Raw genomic sequence first — 20467 nt, 5'->3', positions numbered from 1 at the left:
GAAACTTTCAAAAGCTATAGATAGAACAGAAACAATATATACAAGGGTATATACACAGGAAAGAAAGGGTGCATAGGATGTTAGGAAAGAAAGAACGACTGCGTACAGATGTGCTAATTATCGGTGGAGGGACGGCCGGTTGTTATGCAGCGTTAACGATAGGAAGAGCTAGTGACGCCCATATCATCGTGGCAGAGAAGGCTCATATTAAACGAAGCGGCTGTTTGGCGGCAGGGGTGAATGCCATCAACTGTTATATTTTGCCAAATCGAACAGTCCAAGATTATGTGGACTATGCCACGAAGGATGCAGAGGGCATTGTACGAGATGACTTGTTGCGTACTATGTGCGAACGAGTGAATGGAACGGTCCATGAGTTAGAACGGTTAGGCCTAGTGATTTTGAAAGATGACCAAGGTAATTACGTAGCTCGTGGGAATCGAAATATTAAAATCAATGGTGAAAATATTAAGCCTATTTTGGCTAGTGCTGTGGAATCTTTGGAGAATTGTCAAATTATTAACCAACTAGTCATCACCGACTACATCGTGAAAGACAATCGTATCTATGGCGCTGTGGGCTTTCATAAGGAAACGGGGACCATCTATGAGATTGAAGCCACTTATGTAATTTGTGCTACTGGCGGTGCCTCTGGGGTGTATAAGCCTAACAATCCGGGTTTCTCTCGTCATAAAATGTGGTATTCCCCGTTTAATACAGGGGCGGGCTATGCTATGGGTATCTTGCAAGGGGCGGAGATGACCACTTTAGAGATGCGGTTCATTGCCCTTCGTTGTAAGGATACTATCGCACCTACCGGGACCATCGCCCAAGGGGTAGGAGCGAAACAAATTAACGGTCTTGGCGAGAACTATGAAAGTGTATACGGTATCACTACTTCACAACGTGTGTATGGTACTGTACAAGAACAGGTGGAAGGAAGAGGCCCTTGCTATTTAGGGACGAAGGGGATTTCTCCAGATCAAGAGCAAGACCTTCTGAAAGCCTACCTCAACATGGCACCAAGCCAAACGTTGCGTTGGGTAGAACGTGGTCAAGGACCTGCCACAGAAAATGTAGAAATTGAAGGCACAGAGCCATACATTGTAGGCGGTCATACGGCGAGCGGTTACTGGGTCGATACGCATAGAGAAACGACCATTACAAATCTATTTGCTGCGGGCGATGTGGCAGGGGGAGCACCTCAAAAATATGTCACAGGTGCCTTAGCAGAAGGAGAAATTGCAGGAGATGAGATTGTGCGACGATACCAAGAGCAAGGGGAAGTATCGTCTGTAGGAAATGAACCATGGTATAAGGAAACCATTGATGCTATCGTGAAGCGATATACTTCACAAATGGGGGCTAACGGAGATGCTGGCATAAGCCGTATCAATGATAGCAACCTACCAACCCATATGAGAGACGAATTTGTAGCAGTTAATACCAATGCTGACTTTGTACAAACCAGATCTAACGATAGTGCTGAACAAAATGGCACAAATAATAGTGCTGAAGACGTCCATGCTAAAGGTAGTTATAGTTTAGCTTGTATCGAGGCGCAAGAACAGAAATTGCAAGACATTATGGATGTCTACGCCGGTGGTATCAGCCAAGCCTACAAATACACAGAGGAAAGCTTAGGCATTGCGAAATCAAAATTAGAAGTGTTAGCCAAAGACGTAGAACAATTACAAGCCAATACCTTACATGAACTGTCCTACCTCTATGAACTGCGAGATCGCATTGTGGTAGCCCGAGCTTTAGTGGCTCATTTAGGAGAGCGTAAGGAAACGCGTTGGCACAGCTTTGGAGAACATGGTGATTACCCGAATTGTAGCGATGAGGGATTGGTGTATGTGAACTCCGTATATCAGGATGGCGGATTTCAGGTCTTTCGACGGCCACTAGTAGAAAAGGGGGATACTTATGAGCATACAAATTAATAAGGATACTTGCATCGGTTGCGGTAGATGCCAACAAGTATGCCCAGGGACATTGATCTACAAAGATGAGGCGAAGAAAGCCTACATCGCCTACCCCTCCGATTGTTGGGGTTGCGTGTCTTGCGTGAAAGAATGTCCTGTAGGAGCCATTTCCTTTTTCCTAGGAGAAGATATGGGTGGTAAAGGGGCTACGATGGTGGTAACAACAGAAGGTCATTTGCTGCATTGGGATATTACGAAAATAGACGGCACTGTGCAGCGAATTACAGTAAATGCAAAAGAAAGTAATGCCTATTAAGGAGGTTAATATGAGTCAATTCTCTCATTTAGATGAATTAGAAGCGGAAGCTATATATATTATTCGTGAGGTAGCTGCACAATGTGAAAGCCCAGTGATGCTATACTCCATCGGGAAAGATAGTTCGGTGATGCTGCATTTGGCAATGAAAGCTTTTTATCCAGCAAAACCGCCATTCCCATTTTTACATGTGAACACCACTTGGAAGTTCAAAGAGATGATTGAGTTTCGTGACAATGTAGCGAAGAAACTAGGCATCGAAATGCTAGAGTACATCAATCAGGACGGAGTAGATCGTGGTATTAATCCATTCGACTCTGGTGCGGCCTACACAGATATTATGAAAACACAAGCGTTAAAACAAGCGTTGGATAAATATGGCTTTGATGCAGCCTTTGGTGGCGGTCGTCGAGATGAAGAAAAATCTCGTGCGAAAGAACGTATCTTTTCTTTCAGAAATGAGCAACATGCTTGGGATCCAAAGAACCAACGTCCAGAAATGTGGAAACTGTTTAACACCAAAATCAACAAAGGGGAAAGTATGCGTGTATTCCCTATCTCTAACTGGACAGAAACAGATATTTGGCAATATATCAAACGAGAACATATCGACATTGTACCATTATATTTTGCAGCAGAACGACCAGTGGTAGAACGAGATGGAAACTTAATCATGGTTGACGATGAACGATTCCGCTTACAAGAAGGGGAAACAGTAGAAAATAAATTAGTTCGATTCCGTACCTTAGGCTGTTATCCATTAACAGGTGGCATTGAATCGAATGCGACTACTTTAGATGAAATCATCGAAGAAACATTGAGTGCCGTATCCTCTGAACGAACTACACGGGTCATCGATAGTGAAGCGGCAGGCAGCATGGAACGACGTAAACGGGAGGGCTATTTCTAATGAAAAATTTATTGAAATTCATTACATGTGGCAGTGTAGATGACGGAAAATCTACATTGATTGGACATATCTTATACGATTCCAAATTATTATATGCTGACCAAAAGGAAGCCCTTGAACTGGAAAGTAAGGTAGGCAGCCGTGGTGGTAAAATTGACTATTCCTTGTTGCTAGACGGTTTGATGGCAGAGCGTGAGCAAGGCATCACCATCGATGTGGCGTATCGCTATTTCACAACGGACCATCGCAGCTTTATCGTGGCGGATACACCAGGTCATGAAGAATATACTCGCAATATGGCGGTGGGAGCCTCCTTTGCTGACTTAGCTATCATTCTGGTGGATGCGAAGCAAGGTGTGTTGGTGCAAACACGTCGTCATGCTCGTATCTGCGCCTTAATGGGTATCCAACATTTCATCTTTGCAGTGAATAAAATGGACTTGGTGGACTATAGTGAAAGTCGATACCAAGAGATTCAAGCAGATATCCAAGCATTACAACAAGAATTGCAACTGGCGGACATTGCTATTATTCCTGTATCGGCTACAGAGGGAGATAATATTACAGTACATTCTCCACACATGCCTTGGTACAAGGGCAATACCTTACTGGGACATTTAGAAACAGTAGATATCCAAGCTTTTGAAGAAGAAGGCTTCTATTTGCCAGTACAACGTGTATCACGACCAGACCATACATTTAGAGGGTTCCAAGGTCAAGTGGAAAGTGGTACTCTTCGTGTGAATGACACAGTGTGCGTCTTGCCAAGCGGTGAAACGGCAGTGGTGAAATCTTTAATTCGAGGATTTGACTCTGTTGAGGAAATTCATACAGGGGAAGCGGTGACTATTCAATTAGACCGTGAAGTAGACGTATCTCGTGGTTGCGTTATTGTGAATGGCACAGAGTTACAGGTCAGTGCGAAGCTAGAAACGACATTACTATGGATGGATGACATCACCTTACAAGAAGGTAGGGAATACCTTATCATGGCAGGTACAAAACTAGTATCTGGGGTGGTGAGCAAAATCCGTTATGCTGTCGATGTGAACACAGGCGATCATGTGGAGCGCGATGGATTGAGCAAAAATGAAATTGCTCGTTGTGTCTTGACCTTACAAGAGCCAATAGTAGTAGATACTTTCACCAAGCATAAAACATTGGGCGAGTTCATCCTTATCGACCGTGTAAGCCATATGACAGCGGCTTGCGGTGTGATTCAAGATACCCTCGACAAAGGAGAGGAACTGTACACCTTTATTGGTGATACTGTTCGTGGTCGTGGCGATATTTTTGAAGAGTTTTATTATGATGTGGAAGGGTTAACAGTAGATAAAGTAAGACCGGAATGTGCCACATACCATGTGGGTGATGCGATTACTCTTACAGGAGATAGTTACCGATATCCAAGTACTTTTGATATCTTGATTCTACGTGATAAAGTCTATATTTCTGTGCGAGATGGTGTCATCACAGCCATCGCTCCATTGCGTGAGTATACGTACCAAGGAGTGCCATTGCTAAACGGTCGTGGATTTGGTATTCAAGTACACTCTGGCGAAGAATATACTCAATTCTTAGCAGATATTGAAGATTCTAAAAACTTAAATGATACTTTCGGGAAGTGGTTGAACTTTACAAGCTATCGCCATATTGCTTTCAAAAAATAGATATTAGCGCCTTCGGGCGCTTTTTCTATGCCTAGGATTGTGTCTAGTAGGGGATGTCGTTCAGTGGTATAATTGAATACAAGAGTGATATGTCGCAATCAAGAGACGAAGTGTATGAAGCGATAGAGTGTATAGATAGACTTAGTATTTCAATGCAAGTGGAAAAATGTAAGTCTGAAACTGAGTATTCGATATAAGGGAGTATTATGAACTATAAGAAGGTGCCATTACAACTAGACAACCCTTTGGAATTTTGGCTAAATTTTGAAGGGGAAGAGCGTGTCTTTTGGGTAGACCGTCAAAGTGATAGAGTTGTTGTAGGAGCGAAGCGATTAGCTGTTGTGAAAGATGATGAAGAGAGAAAGAATTATGCCTATGTGTTTTATGGGGGGACTTTCTTTCCTACAGTAAAAGATGAAAAATGGAAAGATATGGGCCATGAAATGGTGGCGTTCACACATTATTATATTGTTGAAAATGGAGAATCCTTTTACCTTCATGCCGGTGATGCCGTTGAGATTCAACGGCATAGGATTACTAGAGTCGATCATACGTATACGGAAACAAGCGATGATAAACAAGACTGGGATACGTTGATGGATGCGATTTTAACCTCTATTCATGCAGGAAAGATGACGAAGGTAGTATCGTCTCGTGAAGTAGAGTTTACGAGTCCTACACCCTATCAGGTAGTGAGTATCTTGGATCGATTGGTAGAAAATAATCCAAACTGTTTCATTTTTGGATATGAAAAGGATGGTCGTACTTTTGTAGGGGCATCTCCAGAAATTTTGGTGCGCCACCGTGGAAATGAAATCCTTAGTTATGCCTTGGCAGGAACGGCTCCTAAATTCGGACCCAAAGCATGGACGAAAGAGCGTTTCTTGGGGGATCATAAAAATCGCGTGGAACATGAAATTGTACGAGATCGTATTGTACATACGATGCGCCAAGTGACAGATGAGATCTCTGTAGGAGAGACGGGGATTATGGAGTTGTCGCGGTTGTATCATCTACGGACGATTATTACTGCCAAAGATAGTACGAAATCGCTCATTGAATGGGGACAGCTATTGCATCCTACACCTGCCCTTGGTGGTGAACCAAGAGAGGCGGCTATGGACTTATTAGCGAAGTATGAGGCCCATGAACGTGGTATGTACGCAGCGCCATTTGGATTTATGAAAGATATGGGAGATGGCATTTTAGTAGTCGCTATTCGCTCAGCTCTTATTGTAGGACATCACCTCTATGCGTATGCTGGTTGTGGCGTTGTGAGTGAGTCCAATAGTGATGAAGAATACGAAGAGACGATTAATAAAATGGGAACCATACTGGATGCATTGTAATCGTATAGGAGATAGAGTATGAATGAATACATAGCAGCCTTAGTGGATGAGCTATACCAGTTAGGTGTGCGCCACGCTGTATTTAGTCCTGGTTCCAGGTCTACTACATTGGCTATGCTCTTTCAAAGCCATGGTGGCTTTCAAACATATATGAATATAGATGAACGATCAGCAGGATTTATGGCCTTAGGAATTGGCAAAGCGCACGGAGAGCCGGCGGTATTGGTATGCACGTCTGGCTCGGCTTTGACGCACTATGGCCCTGCTGTGGTAGAGGCGAAACATGGTGGTATTCCTATGATCATTCTGTCTGCAGATCGGCCGTACACATTACAGAATGTGGGAGCTCCTCAGACAATTGATCAGCAGAAATATTTTGGCACTGCGGTGAACTATTATGAGGAATTATCTGTACCTAGTGAAAGTCACTATTACACCTATCCTCGCCAAGTGGCACGACGTGCGTATTTGCATGCTAAAAATCATAAGGAAGGTCCTGTTCACATCAACGTACCTCTATTTGAACCATTGGTGCCAGAACGAGATAGCTCGTATTTTACTAGGGGCCGTAGTAGCAAGGCCTTTCGATTAGTAACAGAAGATACAATTCGTGAGTTAGGGCCTGTACTAGAAGGTAAGAAAGTACTTGTATTAGGGGGACCGTCTATTACACAACCGCGAGAAGTTATGGAATTTGCGAATGCCATAGGTGCTGTAGTCATAGGGGATCCTCTATCGAATCTACGACAGTTCGAAGAGGCCATTAGCACCTATGATTCTGTATTGGTACATGAGTCTATGAAAGAACAGTTGCGTCCAGATGTAGTCATTCAATTAGGTCAAATTCCTGTATCGAAACGGATTCAGCAATGGATGGCGGCTTTAGATGGCATTGAGTATATTGTGGTTAGTCCTACAGCAGAGTCCTTGAACCCAAGTTTGACTACTACTATCCATGTCATGGCCAATATGGATGTATTTCTACATAGACTTACAGCTATTCAGGCGGATAGAGAGTACTATGCGATGTGGCAAGAGATAGAGGTAAATAGCCGTCGTCAGTTAGATGCAGTAGGGGTGGAACCGAATCTGTTTGAAGGACGGACCATCCATATGTTGCAAACACTCATGCCAGCAGACGGTCAGCTACTGGTAGCCAATAGTATGTCTATTCGAGATATGGATTATTATTGGGCCAGTGGTCGTTCTACAGCGAAAATCTATGGAAATCGAGGTACGAATGGTATAGATGGTACTGTATCGACGGCCTTAGGCTTAAGTACAAATGGTAAGCCTACAGTGATGGTGACAGGAGATTTGAGTTTCTTTCATGATCTCAATGGGTTGGCTATTGGTAAAACACATGGTATGAACTTGACGATTATCTTGCATAATAATGATGGGGGCGGTATTTTCCAATATTTGCCACAAAAAGGAGCGGATGATTTCGATTACCTTTTCAATACACCACAAGGTATCGATTACAGTGGATTAGCTACGATGTATGGCTTGGATTATGTGAAAGTGGCAACGAATGCAGAATTAGAAGAAGCGATGAATACGTATATTGGACGAGAAGGCATACATATCATTGAAATTCCTACCTCAAAAGAAGGTAGTCGGGAGTTACATAAGGTATATCGGGTGAAGTAATATGGGTTGTGTCATTCAAGATATAAGACCATTGGATATAAAAAGAATACAAATGAACTTTGGAGACTATCACTATGGCGTGACTGTTGTAGGGGATGGTAAACCTTTGGTTTGTGTACATGGATTTTCAGAGTCTGGAACTACTTGGGATGGGATTCATGTAGATGGATATCGAATGATTCGCATTGACTTGATTGGTCATGGCACATCGTCTAGGCCTACAGAAGTAGGAGCCTATACAATGTCTCAAATGCTATTAGACATACATCGTATTGTATATGCTCTAGCCGGTGAAAGCTATGCTCTGTTAGGCTACTCCATGGGGGCTAGGATTGCTTTACTCTATGCCTTGGAACACCCCCTAGAGGTGACAAAATTAATCCTAGAAAGTGGATCTGTAGGTATTGCGGACACAGTAGAGCGATTCGAACGACGTGAAGCGGATGTGGCCTTAGGGAAGCGGATACGAGAGCAGACTATCGAGTGGTTTGCTGAGACCTGGGCAAAGTTGGATATATTTAAATCCCAATACATATTACCGAATGCAGTGCAAAACCGTATACAACACCGACGACTACAGAATAGTCCTCATGCATTGGCTTTCACATTAGAAGGCAGTGGACAAGGAGTGATGCCCTATGTGGGGCATCGGCTGCAAGAATTGACTATGCCCATATGTTATATCAGTGGAGAACTCGATACAAAATATACAGAGATTGGTAAACAGTATTTTGCGCATGCTCATCATGTGGTACTAGGAGCTGGTCATAATGTTCATGTAGAAAAGCCTTGTCAGTATATGTGCATAGTCAAAGAGTTTTTGGATGTGTAGTGACTGGATACACAGAAATAGGTAAACTATGATTCAAAGAATAACATTGTATCATTTACAAATGCCCATGCGGTTTACGTTCAAAACAGCGAAAGGGGAAGTTAGTGTACGGGATACGCTCATCTTGCGCATAGAAGATGCTAAAGGCCATGTTGGCTATGGAGAATGTGTAGCTTTTGTGGATCCTTTTTATACATCGGAAACGGTGGCATCTTGTTGGTATGATCTATGTGAACGATATATCCCTAATCTCATAGGACAGGCAGTGCAAACAAACCAGATTGTGGAATGGCTTCGAGAGAGAACACCTATGACAGTAGCCGCCATAGAAAATGCCTTGTTTCACGTGAAATGTGCCCAATTGGGTGTGAATACAGTGGAATATGTGATGGGGCAACCATTGAGCGATTCGATTCCGATGGGAGTTGTCATCGGAGAGGTACCCTTAGATACTATCGTTGATACGGTGTCTACCTATGTAGAACAAGGATGTAGGCGGATTAAATTAAAAGTATCACCTAAGGATGGATATGAACGAGTATCCTTAGTGCGACAAGCATTTCCTGACATGATAGTAGCAGCGGATGCAAATCAAAGTTATTCCTATGCGGAGATTGATGCAGTACGATCCTATAATACATTGGGCTTGGCTTGCCTAGAAGAGCCCTTTCAGATACAGAGCTTAGAGGAATATGCTGCGTTTAAAGCTGACCTTGCAGATCATTGGGGTATCACAACGCCTATTTGTTTGGATGAATCTATTTTGTCTTATGATGCATTAGTCTATGCAGGGACACATCAGTTGCTAGATGTATTAAATGTCAAAGTAGGACGTTTAGGAGGGCTACAACAGGTCGCGCGCGCCATAGAATATTGCCGAGACCAAGGTATTTCTTATTGGATTGGCTCCATGGTAGAATCGAGTATTTCTAAATTGCTACATGTGCAGCTGGCAGCCTTGGGCGATTCGTATATGGCAGGAGATTTGTCAGATTCTTTGCGATACTTTCAGGAAGATCTCACAGATCCATACCTTGCTTTTACCGAAGGGATTATGAAAGTGCCGAGAGGAATTGGTCTTGGTGCGGCTATAGATGAAGCGGTATTAGACAAATACTGTGTGAATCGCAAAATATGGACCGCATAGGAACGTAAGATACGGCTTTTCCTATGAAGCGCATATAGTATAGATGATAGGATTGTATCAATTGTGTTATAATAAAATCTTCATATAGATACAACGTTGGCGAGTCAGTCAATATGAGGAGGACTTATGCAAGACTATATAGAATTATTGAAACGGGAGGTTAAACCTGCCTTTGGGTGTACAGAACCCATTGCACTTGCTTTTGCATCGGCAAAAGCAGCAGAATTATTAGGAGTCACACCAGACCACATTCATGGTCGTTTGAGTGGGAATATCATCAAAAATGCAAAAAGTGTGACGATCCCTAATTCAGAAGGTCGTACAGGTATTTATTACAGTTTAATTCTAGGTGCCTTAGTAGGAACCGCTGAAAAAGAATTAGAAGTACTGGAAGATGTGACTCATGAACAAGTGGTAACAGCAGATCGATTGTTCGCAGCAGACTTTTGCTCCATTGAGTTAGCAGAAGGCGTAGAAAACTTATATATTGAAGTGGTGGCTACTGCCGGAGAGCATACGTCAAAGGTGATTGTGCAAAATACACATACCACGATTTCTTATGCAGAAAAAGATGGACAGGTGTTGATTGCGTTGACGCCAGAAGAAGTGACAAAACATAGTGTGGAGCTTTGCTTTGATTCTTGCTATGAATTTGCTATGACTGTAGATGCTGCAGAATTAGAGGATATTTTAGGGCCCCAATTAGATTTGAATATGGCCATTGCCGAAGAAGGCATGAAAAACAATTATGGCTCTAATATTGGCAAGTTAATTATTTCCAATTCTACGTCTATCGCAGATAAGGCCAGGGCCTATGCAGCAGCAGGATCCGATGCGCGTATGGACGGGTGTTCTATGCCTGTCATGATTAACTGTGGCAGTGGAAACCAAGGAATTACTTTATCGGTACCTATCATGATGTATGCTAAAGAATATGATGTGCCTAGAGATCATACATTACGATCCTTAGCATTAGCCAATGTATTGGCGTTATACATCAAACAATATATCGGTCGCCTCAGTGCCTACTGTGGTGTGGTGAGTGCAGCATCCGCTACAGCTGCAGGAGTAGCATTTTTAATGAAAGAATCGAAAGAAGTTGTGTGGGAAACGCTATCGAATGCATTGGCAGGAACTTCTGGTGTTGTTTGTGATGGGGCAAAAGCTTCTTGTGCTATGAAGATTGGTATGTCTTTAGGTAATTCATTACTCGCCTACACGCAGGCTAAAACGAAAAATAGCTTTAAAGCGGGGCAAGGAATTGTAAAAGAGACCATCGACGATACGGTGCAAACTGTTGCTACAATTGCCCGTGAAGGTATGAAAGAAACAGATGTAGTTATTCTAGAAACGATGTTAGAAAAGTAGGTATGCATTTTTGGTATAGATAATGAGAATAATTCTATATTGATTTTTTTTGAAGTGTGGTGTATGATAATAGAGTAAATTAAGTATGTATGTAGCTTATGTATAAGCTCTAGTATATACATGGTATAGTAATAAAAGGAGATTTGATCATGGCAATCATCGGTAAACAACTACCAGCATTCAAATTAGAAGCGTTCCGTAAACCTGAACTTATCCAAGTAACTAACGAAGATATCAAAGGTAAATGGAGTGTATTTGTGTTCTATCCAGCAGACTTCACATTTGTTTGCCCAACAGAGCTGGCAGATTTACAAGATCAATATGCACAATTGCAAGAGTTAGGCGTGGAAGTATTCTCCGTATCCGTTGACTCTGCCTATGTTCATAAAGCATGGTCTGATGCATCTCCTACTATCAATAAAATCGAATACACAATGATATCCGATATTAAACATGAATTAGCTGACTTCTTTGATACATTCTCTGAAGAAGATGGCCAAGCATACCGTGGTTCTTTCGTAGTAGACCCAGAAGGTATTGTTCGCTCCGCAGAAATCTGTGACATGGGCGTAGGTCGTTCCGCAGCTGAATTAGTACGTAAAGTACAAGCTTGCCAATTTGTTGCAAAACATGGCGAAGTGTGCCCAGCTAAATGGACTCCAGGTGACAAAACATTAAATCCTGAAGATCTTGGCTTAGTTGGCAAAATCTAATGTTAATAAACAACTAATTCGACGGGAAATGTTGGAGAATCATCTCCCTCTCTCGACTCTCCGCTACTGCATTTCCATAGACTTAGTATGTTGACTATATTTGTAAACTCTCCTAAGAACACATCTTAGATCCTTTACTTCCCATAAAAACGGCAAAGCAAAGCTTTGTCGTTTTTATCTTTCGTAAAAGATATAGAGCTATAACTAAAAAGCATCCTTTCTACATTTAAAGTATTAGATTTAGTTTGAAATTTTGTATATAATAGACTTGTAAGGTTACAAATAGAAAGAGCATAGGAGAATGAGTATGGTAGAAGTTACATATGAACGATTGGCAGCAATCTTTAAAGCTCTAAGTGATGAGACGAGATTACACATTGTAGATATGTTATCTTGTAATGAATTATGTGCTTGTGATATATTAGCAAGTTTTGAATTATCTCAATCTACACTTAGCTATCACATGAAAATTTTAATTGATGCAGGCATTGTGAACTCTGTGCGCAGTGGTCTATGGACAAGATACTCCATCGATGAAGAAGCATTTGATGCATTAGTTAAATTCTTGCCAGAGTTATACAAAACAAAAGATGAGTGCATCTGCGCACAAATCAAATACTGCCGCATTGAGGATGCTCCACAGGCGGCGGCAGAATAACATGAAGCGATGGATTATGCATGTGGATATGGATGCTTTCTTTGCCTCTGTAGAACAACATGATAATGCTGAATTACAAGGTCACCCCGTTATTGTGGGTGGCCTTTCTTCACGTGGGGTAGTGGCTACCTGCAGTTATGAAGCGAGGGCCTTTGGGGTTCGGTCGGCTATGCCAATTGGAAAAGCGCGCAGGTTATGTCCTGAGGGAATCTATCTGTTGCCAAGGATTGACAGGTATCACGAAGTATCTGATCAGATTCACGAGGTACTACATCGATTTAGTCCGTATTTAGAGCCGATTTCTTTGGACGAAGCATTTTTGGACATCTCTGGTTTAGGCAAACTCTATCCAACGCCCATGGCAGTAGGGCGCGCTGTGAAAGAACAAATTTTTGAACGCACAGGACTTATCGCTTCCGTGGGCATTGGGCCCAATAAATTTTTGGCTAAATTAGCATCTGACTTGAAAAAGCCAGATGGTTTATATATTATTCCTCATGGTCAAGAGTCAGCTCATATTGCACATCTTCCGGTGCGTCGACTATGGGGGGTAGGATCTCATACAGAAGAAGCCTTACGAAGAGGTGGGTTTCAGCAGATACGAGATATTGCCAGCTTGGAAAGCTTTCACGAACTAGAACCCTATTGTGGACAGCAAAGTGAACGCATCTATTTGTTGTCTAAAGGGATCGACCACCGTCCTATTGAATGGAATCGTGAATTGCAATCTGTTGGTAATGAATTGACCTATGAAAGAGATCTCATTGATCCGGAAGAGATTGATAGAGAATGGCGATATTTTGCGCATCATGTAGCAAAACGATTGCGCCAGAAGGGGTTAAAAGGGAATACGATTGCTATTAAGGTGCGATTCCCCGACTTTACGACAAAGACGAGACAGAAACGGTTGTCGTACCAGACCGATCGAGAAGATGTATTGTATGACGTGGCGACTGTATTATATAATAAACTTAATGTACAGGGTCCATTTCGATTGTTGGGCATTACGGTGAGTGGCTTTCACAAGAGTGTAGAACAAGAATCACTCTTTCATAGTGCAGAGGAAGAGCCGGATGTATTGGCTAGCACATTAGATGCATTGGAAGAACGGTTTGGGGAGGCCGTAGTCACCACAGGGGCCTTATGGAAGCGAAAGCAGCAGATGACGGATGAAACACCATCTGACCCTACAGAACAAGACTCATAAATATCGAGGGAGGTATCGTATGAATCAATACATACTAGAGACGAAAGAAATCGAGCGTATCTTGGTATCCATACAAGAAAACTATAATCGTTGTAAAGAATTGCAACAGCAATATGTTGCATATTGGGAAACGAATCACTTGGAATCAACAGAGGCGGCTATGGAAGTCATCGAAGACTTAGAGGTCTTTGCCCATACGTTAGCTGTCTTAGGAAAACAATGGGAAGAAGTCCAAGTGTTACAAGAAACAATAAGCAACCATTATCTATTTGAAACAATTTCTGAACTAGATGGCACACAAGATGTAGCAGGGATAAGTGCAGATATTCCTATGCATGAAGGTGTAGAAGGCTATGATGTAGGTGTTGCATTAGGTATGGTTCAGGAGGAAGGCGCCCCAAAAGAGGAGGTAGTGACCCTAGAAAAGGTAGAACCTACACCACCTACAGAGAGCGAGTCTAGTGGATGGTCATTGCTAAATTTCTTTGGGTTTTCCTCAAAATCAAAAGTAGAAACTGCTACAGCCGAGAAGCCAGTTACACCAGTTGCATCTGTTGATCCAGTAGAGCCTGTAGAACTGGTTGCCACGGAGATGGCTGTGGAACCTATCGTGGAAGAGTGCGAATTAGAGCCTGTCGAGCTGAATAAGGAGCACAAGAAAAAACGATGTAAGCATTGTACAGAAGATTCTCCGATTCCAGAAGAACGAGAAAAATGTTGCATTGTGAAACAAGAAAAGAAGAAAAAGAAGGACAAGAAGGAAAAAATCAAAGATAAGTCGAAATCTAAAAAGAAGGATACTTCTATTGCGAAGTGGGCTAAAAAACTATCCAAGTGGGAACGATATGTGGAAGAGCATGGCGATGCATGGACAGAAAAAGTGCTAGAAAAAGTAGCTAAAAAAGCAGAGAAAAAAGCGGCGAAGCGAGATGCAAAAGCTATTTTTAAAAAGCATAAACTAGATCGCTTTACAGAACTATCTAAGGAGGAGTAGGGTATGGATATAATAGGAATCTTAGGATTTGTATTATTAGGGGTTGCTGTGGCAGCTTTAGGAACAATTATTGGTGCAGGGGGAGGCATTATTTTTGTTCCTGTATTCTTGTATTTTTTCCCGGAATGGACACCAGCGATGGTGGTGGGCACATCTTTATTTACCGTTACTTGTAATGCCGTATCTGGTACTATTGCCTATGTACGTCAGAAAAAAGTGCTCTATAGTGCAGCTATCTTATTCAGTATTGCTACGTTCCCGGGGTCTATTATTGGGGCGCATGTAGCAGAGTATTTTGATGCTAGCGGATTCCGGTTCTGGTTTGGCTCGTTCTTACTCATGATATCTGTTTTTATTGGGTATAAAAACATGAAAAAAGGAGAACGAAAAGAAGAGGAATTAGGATTAGAAGACTTATCCTATAATAAAGTTGTGGGTGTTTTGATTAGTATGGTAGTAGGCTTTATTTCCAGTCTATTTGGCATTGGTGGCGGATTGATTCACGTGCCAGCCTTAATCTATATTATGGGCTTCCCTACACATATGGCGACAGCAACGAGCCATTTTATTTTAGCTACGTCTACATTTGTAGGTTCTACAACGCATTTCCTATCCGATCATATTCAATTTGCTGTGGCCATTCCTTGTGGTATTGGCGCTCTTATGGGTGGACAATTAGGAGCCTATATTTCAAAGCGATTGCGAGCTAAAACGATTTTGATTGGTTTATCTATTGGCGTTGGTGCGTTAGCATTACGATTGATTTATACATCTCATATGTTGTTTTGATTTCACATTAGGGAATTGTGGTACATACTTATGTGAAAGTCAATGGGATACGTTCTAATTATAGTATATGAATGAAAGGTGTCTTCGGGCCCCTTTTGTTATAGTCTTTTTTATTGCGTAAAACAATATCGAAAAAAATAGATAAATTTTATGAAAAGGTATTGCAATTTGAAATCTATTGTGCTAAGATATGTACATAACAAATAATAATTATTAATTAGTAAAAATAATTGTTACTAAAATAAACTAAAGAAAAGGAGATTTTACTATGAAAAACTTACAAGCAGTTAATCAGTATATTGCAAACTTAGCAATTTGGAACATCAAATTACACAACTTCCACTTCAATGTAACAGGTTCTCAATTTGTACCTGCACATAAATACTTAGAAGAAGTATATGACATCGCATTTGATTACTATGATGATGTAGCAGAGCATGTAAAAATGCAAGGTGAAGAACCAGTGGTACATGTGGCTAAATATTTGGAAATTGCATCTTTGAAAGAAGAACCAGGTAATAAATTCTCCGTCGAACAAGTATATAAATTCTTACAAGGAGACTTTGAATTGTTGAACAAAGAAGCACGTGCGATTCGTGAATCTGCTGATGAAGAAGGTAACTTTGGATTGGTAGCTATCATGGAAGATCATATTGCTTATTATGAAAAACAATTATGGTTCTTACGTGCTACATTAGCATAAGCTATGATGTATAACCTCTTATCACTTATATAACTTACAATCCTATGTGATATAACAAATCCTGAAACACTACTTTAACTATACAACTATACTATACAAAAGAGTCCTTGCAGAGATACTGCGAGGGCTCTTTTTTGTGTATAGGATATGTTATATGCTTCGAGACATATGTGACGTATAGTAATGCTTAATTTTGTAAAATAGGTGTAAGATGATACAATACAGATAGAAATAGTAGGGGATACACAATAGATAGGGGGATATGCATGAATCGCTTTTTACAACGAGGACAATTACAGACCATAGAATCCAATAAAGATACGTCTGTCATAGAAGATATGGATACGCTTGTGAATGAAGTGGACTCGGATGAGTTGTTAGATATGGTGCAACAAGAGGGAACGTCAAATGATGTGTCACAGGCCATAGATTTGGTAGAGGACCATGGCTATGACTATGATGATTATGATAGTTTTGACGATTATGATGATTAAGGAGGACCTTTATGACAAAGCCCATACAGACAAGGACATCAGTATGTCCCTACGACTGTCCAGATGCTTGTGGATTGACCTTGATCATTGAGGACGACAAATTACAACAGGTACAGGGTCTAAAAACACATAGCTTTACCCGTGGTACTTTGTGCCAAAAAATGCAACATTACGAAAGGACTGTCCATCATATTGGCCGTATCAAAACGCCATTGCGACGAATTGGGGCCAAGGGGAGTGGGCAATTTGAGCCGATTACATGGGAAGAAGCGTTGCAGGAAATCGCAGAGAGATTTCAGCACTGCATTGATACCTATGGCTCTGAAAGCATTATGCCCTATTCTTATGCAGGGACGATGGGCATTTTACATAAAGGAGCAGGAGATCCTTTATTTGCCATCTTAGGTGCTACACGACAAGATAAAGGAATTTGTTCTCCTGCGAAGCGATATGGTTGGAATAGCTTGATGGGAAATACTTTAGGTAATCGACCTCAAGATATGCAGGATAGTGATTGTGTTATTTTATGGAGCCTCAATGCAGTAGCTACCGATGTACATGTGTTACATGATGTGAAAGTAGCTCGACAGAAAGGTGCAACACTGTGGGTCATTGATACGCACTATACAGAAACTACGAAACTGGCAGATGAAGTCATTATCTTGCGACCAGGTACAGATGGAGCCTTTGCCCTAGGAGTAGCCCATGTGCTAGCTAGTGAAGGATTCATTAATAGGGAGTTTATCGACCAATATGTACAAGGTTATGAAGGCTTTCAGGAGACAGTAGTCGCAGACTATCCACCATCGAAAGTGGCACGCATCACAGGAGTACCTGAAGAGAGAATCGCTCAGTTTGCTCGCGCTTATGGACAAGCGGTAGCACCATTTATTCGATTGGGTAGTGGCTTGTCTCGTTATGGAAATGGAGCGAACACAGTGCGCTGTATTGTGGCGTTGCCTGCCTTAGTGGGAGCCTATTTGCATCGAGGTGGTGGATTATTATCGAGTACATCTGGCAGTCAATTTGTAGGGGGGAGCCGTATCAGTTGGGCTCGCTTTCAGAAGAAAGAAACTCGATTGAACCCCATGATTCGGTTGGGACCTATGTTAACAGAAGCTGAGAACCCACCGATTAAGGCCTTATATGTGTACTCCAGTAATCCTGCTATTACATCGCCTGATCAAACTGTGGTGCGTAAAGGATTAGCCCGAGAAGATTTGTTCACCGTAGTTCATGAACGGTTTATGACGGAAACAGCAAAATATGCAGACATTATCTTGCCGGCCACCACATCGTTAGAACATAATGATATATATAATTCATACGGTCATTACACAATCGGATGTGGGTATCAGGCCATTCCTCCAGTGGGTGAAAGTCGTTCCAATTGGAATACGATCTGTAGTATTGCCAAAGCCATGCAGATTGAGGATCCTGTATTCGATATGTCTGAGTTAGAGATGATAGAAGATATTGTGCGTCACGCTCCGATTCCAACAGAGATACAAGATAGAATCTTAGCAGGTGAATTGGTAGACATGGAGTTATCGGACACCTATAAACTAGAATATGGAACGCCATCTGGTAAGATTGAGCTGTATAATCCATTAGAACAAGAGCCATATCCAGTGTATCGTGAGGCCCATGGGGATGAGGCTGAGTTTTTCCTGATTAATGGTACAGATCCACGAATTTTAGACTCTTCCTTCTGTGAGCTACAAGAAGATGTGCCAATGATGACGGCTCGCATGCACCCGGTAGATGCAGAACGAAAAGGTGTATTACAGAGTCAGTTTGTCCGCTTGTACAATGTACGAGGTTCACTACGCATTGCCTTAGTCATTGATGACACAGTTCCCAAAGGGACCATTGTTAGCTGTGGTGTATGGTGGCAATCACAGTCTCATGATACAGAACATACAATAAATGTCCTCACAGCTTCACGCCCTACAGATTATGGTTGGGGAAGCACTTTCTATGATGTGAAAGTCAATGTGGAGCCATGTGACTGATGCCGAGACATAAAGTTATAGTTAATACATGCAGATAGTCTATCAATTATAGGAAGATATTATATGCATAATTGGTATAGAGAAAGCCATTTTCCCTAGTGGAAATGGCTTTTTATTTTGCCTATAATTAGCTATAATAAAAGCTACAGCATAAAATGTTTATACATAGTGTATATTTGTTAGTATAGAGTGTATTTGAAAGGAGATACTATGTCAGATCATACGCAACTATCTGGGCGAGCCTATATCGCAATAGGTCTTATGCTCTTTGCATTATTTTTTGGAGCAGGAAACTTAATTTTCCCTGCTACATTAGGTCAACATGCAGGCACAAATGTGTGGTGGGCTATTTTAGGCTTTATCGTTACAGGAGTGGGCATGCCTTTATTAGGGGTTATGGCTATGGGATTTTCTGGTAGTCGCAACGTACAAAGTTTGGCAAGCCGTGTGCATCCAGTGTTTGGGGTCTTATTTACATTGGCATTATATTTATCAATCGGCCCAGCATTTGCGATTCCTAGAACGGGTACAGTATCCTATGAAATAGCTATGAAACCATTCTTAGGTGGTGCAGCCACAGAAACGACTCAAATGATTTTCTTAATCGGATTCTTCTTGCTCACATTATGGTTATCCATTAACCCACAAAAGCTAGTGAATCGTATTGGTAAAGTACTGACACCAGCTTTATTATTGGCTATCATTGTTTTGATCATTAAATCTTTAATTACTCCATTAGGTGGCTATACAACACCAAGCGAGATGTATGCTATGAGCAGTACTGCATTTGTACAAGGTATCTTAGATGGATATAATACATTGGATGCATTAGCTTCGTTCGTATTCGGCATCTTGGTCATCGAATTTGTTACTTTATCTGGGGCGAAAACAAAAGCGGAAATTACAAGTGCAACGTTGAAAGCAGGTTTAATTGCGGTAGGTTGCTTAGGCTTAGTATATATTTTCATTGCTAGCTTAGGAGCAACTAGTGTAGAAAAACTGGGTATCTTAGAAACAGGTGCTCCTGTATTAGCAGAATCTGCACGCTTACTATTTGGTGAGTTAGGAGCTATGATCTTGGCGGTTATTGTATTGTTAGCCTGTTTAACAACAAGTATCGGTTTAGTTACTTCTTGTGCACAGTACTTCAGTACGCAATTCGGTGGACTTTCCTACAAATGGTATGCCGTACTATTCTCTGTAGTGTCTACAGGGGTAGGCATGTTTGGCTTGAAAACGATCATTACATCTGCCATCCCAGTATTGATGTTCTTGTATCCACTAGCCATCGTATTGATTTTCCTAGCCTTCTTAGATCCAGTGTTCAAAGGCCGTCAATGTGTGTATGCGTGGACAGTAGGGGCTACCTTCATTACAGCTCTTGTATCTGGTCTAGAAACAGCAAAAGTTGATCTTGGAAACATTGGACAATTCTTTGCGACACAAGTGCCAATGCATGGTATCGGCATGGACTGGATCGTGTTCGGCGGCGTAGGATTGGTGATTGGATTGATCCATCGCGCGTTGGTGAAAGCTGAGTAAAATACAGTTTCATATGATCTGATATATAAATACAATTATTTAGTGTCTACTGAATGGTCTTCTTTATGGTGTAGGTTCCTAGAATCTATAGATATAAAGAAGGGCTCTTTGTCAAATGTGGGGGCTGCTCATATAAGAAGTTCTTAGCGCTAGCTATCTAAATAGCTAGCGCTATTCTT

18 protein-coding genes are annotated in these 20467 nt (G+C 41.6%); all 18 read left to right on the top strand.

What is annotated here, in order from left to right; translation table 11 throughout:
* The first annotated feature begins 77 nt into the window (after positions 1-77).
* The 18 genes from EO115_RS08210 to brnQ all read left to right on the top strand — a co-directional run bounded on the left by EO115_RS08210 (position 78) and on the right by brnQ (position 20288).
* A complete protein-coding gene (locus EO115_RS08210; RefSeq protein ID WP_126938462.1) occupies positions 78-1946 on the top strand; it encodes an adenylyl-sulfate reductase subunit alpha in 1869 nt (622 codons plus the stop codon).
* Entirely contained in the window at positions 1930-2244 is a 315-nt protein-coding gene (locus EO115_RS08205) for a ferredoxin family protein (protein ID WP_126938461.1), read from the top strand. The genes EO115_RS08210 and EO115_RS08205 overlap by 17 nt, the downstream gene beginning before the upstream one ends.
* A 10-nt stretch (positions 2245-2254) precedes the next feature.
* The gene (gene cysD / locus EO115_RS08200) at positions 2255-3154 is read left to right on the top strand and encodes a sulfate adenylyltransferase subunit CysD (protein WP_126938460.1); all 900 of its coding nucleotides are present in this window, start codon (positions 2255-2257) and stop codon (positions 3152-3154) included.
* Positions 3154-4824 (top strand): sulfate adenylyltransferase subunit 1, encoded by a 1671-nt coding sequence (locus EO115_RS08195; protein WP_126938459.1) that lies wholly within the window; start codon positions 3154-3156, stop codon positions 4822-4824. Before cysD ends, EO115_RS08195 begins: the two co-directional genes overlap by 1 nt.
* Positions 4825-5030: 206 nt before the next feature.
* Positions 5031-6173 carry an isochorismate synthase gene (locus tag EO115_RS08190; protein ID WP_126938458.1) on the top strand — a complete coding sequence of 381 codons (1143 nt, stop codon included), beginning with the start codon at positions 5031-5033 and terminating at the stop codon, positions 6171-6173.
* An 18-nt stretch (positions 6174-6191) separates the two neighbouring features.
* Positions 6192-7826 (top strand): 2-succinyl-5-enolpyruvyl-6-hydroxy-3-cyclohexene-1-carboxylic-acid synthase, encoded by a 1635-nt coding sequence (gene menD, locus EO115_RS08185; RefSeq protein WP_126938457.1) that lies wholly within the window; start codon positions 6192-6194, stop codon positions 7824-7826.
* Position 7827: 1 nt separating this feature from the next.
* Entirely contained in the window at positions 7828-8658 is an 831-nt protein-coding gene (menH, locus tag EO115_RS08180) for a 2-succinyl-6-hydroxy-2,4-cyclohexadiene-1-carboxylate synthase (protein WP_126938456.1), read from the top strand.
* Between the two features lie 28 nt (positions 8659-8686).
* Positions 8687-9805, top strand: coding sequence for an o-succinylbenzoate synthase (gene menC, locus EO115_RS08175; RefSeq protein WP_126938455.1), 1119 nt, complete (start codon positions 8687-8689; stop codon positions 9803-9805).
* Between the two features lie 126 nt (positions 9806-9931).
* Positions 9932-11173, top strand: a complete 1242-nt coding sequence (locus tag EO115_RS08170; protein ID WP_126938454.1) for a serine dehydratase subunit alpha family protein — start codon at positions 9932-9934, stop codon at positions 11171-11173.
* A gap of 149 nt (positions 11174-11322) precedes the next feature.
* A complete protein-coding gene (locus EO115_RS08165; RefSeq protein ID WP_126938453.1) occupies positions 11323-11886 on the top strand; it encodes a redoxin domain-containing protein in 564 nt (187 codons plus the stop codon).
* Between the two features lie 307 nt (positions 11887-12193).
* Positions 12194-12544 (top strand): helix-turn-helix transcriptional regulator, encoded by a 351-nt coding sequence (locus tag EO115_RS08160; RefSeq protein ID WP_126938452.1) that lies wholly within the window; start codon positions 12194-12196, stop codon positions 12542-12544.
* 1 nt (position 12545) lies between these two features.
* A complete protein-coding gene (gene dinB / locus EO115_RS08155; RefSeq protein ID WP_126938451.1) occupies positions 12546-13751 on the top strand; it encodes a DNA polymerase IV in 1206 nt (401 codons plus the stop codon).
* A 19-nt stretch (positions 13752-13770) separates the two neighbouring features.
* Positions 13771-14745 carry a hypothetical protein gene (locus EO115_RS08150; protein WP_126938450.1) on the top strand — a complete coding sequence of 325 codons (975 nt, stop codon included), beginning with the start codon at positions 13771-13773 and terminating at the stop codon, positions 14743-14745.
* A 3-nt stretch (positions 14746-14748) separates the two neighbouring features.
* Positions 14749-15534, top strand: coding sequence for a sulfite exporter TauE/SafE family protein (locus EO115_RS08145; protein ID WP_126938449.1), 786 nt, complete (start codon positions 14749-14751; stop codon positions 15532-15534).
* A gap of 268 nt (positions 15535-15802) precedes the next feature.
* Positions 15803-16237, top strand: a complete 435-nt coding sequence (locus tag EO115_RS08140; protein ID WP_126938448.1) for a DNA starvation/stationary phase protection protein — start codon at positions 15803-15805, stop codon at positions 16235-16237.
* A 266-nt stretch (positions 16238-16503) separates the two neighbouring features.
* The gene (locus EO115_RS08135) at positions 16504-16731 is read left to right on the top strand and encodes a hypothetical protein (protein ID WP_126938447.1); all 228 of its coding nucleotides are present in this window, start codon (positions 16504-16506) and stop codon (positions 16729-16731) included.
* A gap of 11 nt (positions 16732-16742) precedes the next feature.
* Entirely contained in the window at positions 16743-18746 is a 2004-nt protein-coding gene (locus EO115_RS08130; RefSeq protein WP_240629000.1) for a molybdopterin-dependent oxidoreductase, read from the top strand.
* Between the two features lie 210 nt (positions 18747-18956).
* Positions 18957-20288, top strand: a complete 1332-nt coding sequence (gene brnQ, locus EO115_RS08125) for a branched-chain amino acid transport system II carrier protein (protein ID WP_126938446.1) — start codon at positions 18957-18959, stop codon at positions 20286-20288.
* Positions 20289-20467: the final 179 nt, after the last annotated feature.

Source organism: Veillonella sp. CHU740 (assembly GCF_003992055.1).
In the GTDB taxonomy this organism is placed as follows: domain Bacteria; phylum Bacillota; class Negativicutes; order Veillonellales; family Veillonellaceae; genus F0422.
The sequence above is the reverse complement of the archived record's forward strand: the minus strand, read 5'-3'. Positions and strand labels throughout refer to the sequence as shown.

What these genes read in the sequence shown, in the direction of transcription:
- EO115_RS08150 (WP_126938450.1), top strand. Translation starts at nt 13,771, where the DNA reads ATGAATCAATACATACTAGAGACGAAAGAAATCGAGCGTATCTTGGTA.
- EO115_RS08130 (WP_240629000.1), top strand. Translation starts at nt 16,743, where the DNA reads ATGACAAAGCCCATACAGACAAGGACATCAGTATGTCCCTACGACTGT.
- EO115_RS08135 (WP_126938447.1), top strand. Translation starts at nt 16,504, where the DNA reads ATGAATCGCTTTTTACAACGAGGACAATTACAGACCATAGAATCCAAT.
- EO115_RS08165 (WP_126938453.1), top strand. Translation starts at nt 11,323, where the DNA reads ATGGCAATCATCGGTAAACAACTACCAGCATTCAAATTAGAAGCGTTC.
- EO115_RS08145 (WP_126938449.1), top strand. Translation starts at nt 14,749, where the DNA reads ATGGATATAATAGGAATCTTAGGATTTGTATTATTAGGGGTTGCTGTG.
- brnQ (WP_126938446.1), top strand. Translation starts at nt 18,957, where the DNA reads ATGTCAGATCATACGCAACTATCTGGGCGAGCCTATATCGCAATAGGT.
- dinB (WP_126938451.1), top strand. Translation starts at nt 12,546, where the DNA reads ATGAAGCGATGGATTATGCATGTGGATATGGATGCTTTCTTTGCCTCT.
- menH (WP_126938456.1), top strand. Translation starts at nt 7,828, where the DNA reads ATGGGTTGTGTCATTCAAGATATAAGACCATTGGATATAAAAAGAATA.
- cysD (WP_126938460.1), top strand. Translation starts at nt 2,255, where the DNA reads ATGAGTCAATTCTCTCATTTAGATGAATTAGAAGCGGAAGCTATATAT.
- EO115_RS08160 (WP_126938452.1), top strand. Translation starts at nt 12,194, where the DNA reads ATGGTAGAAGTTACATATGAACGATTGGCAGCAATCTTTAAAGCTCTA.
- EO115_RS08205 (WP_126938461.1), top strand. Translation starts at nt 1,930, where the DNA reads ATGAGCATACAAATTAATAAGGATACTTGCATCGGTTGCGGTAGATGC.
- EO115_RS08140 (WP_126938448.1), top strand. Translation starts at nt 15,803, where the DNA reads ATGAAAAACTTACAAGCAGTTAATCAGTATATTGCAAACTTAGCAATT.
- EO115_RS08210 (WP_126938462.1), top strand. Translation starts at nt 78, where the DNA reads ATGTTAGGAAAGAAAGAACGACTGCGTACAGATGTGCTAATTATCGGT.
- menC (WP_126938455.1), top strand. Translation starts at nt 8,687, where the DNA reads ATGATTCAAAGAATAACATTGTATCATTTACAAATGCCCATGCGGTTT.
- EO115_RS08170 (WP_126938454.1), top strand. Translation starts at nt 9,932, where the DNA reads ATGCAAGACTATATAGAATTATTGAAACGGGAGGTTAAACCTGCCTTT.
- menD (WP_126938457.1), top strand. Translation starts at nt 6,192, where the DNA reads ATGAATGAATACATAGCAGCCTTAGTGGATGAGCTATACCAGTTAGGT.
- EO115_RS08190 (WP_126938458.1), top strand. Translation starts at nt 5,031, where the DNA reads ATGAACTATAAGAAGGTGCCATTACAACTAGACAACCCTTTGGAATTT.
- EO115_RS08195 (WP_126938459.1), top strand. Translation starts at nt 3,154, where the DNA reads ATGAAAAATTTATTGAAATTCATTACATGTGGCAGTGTAGATGACGGA.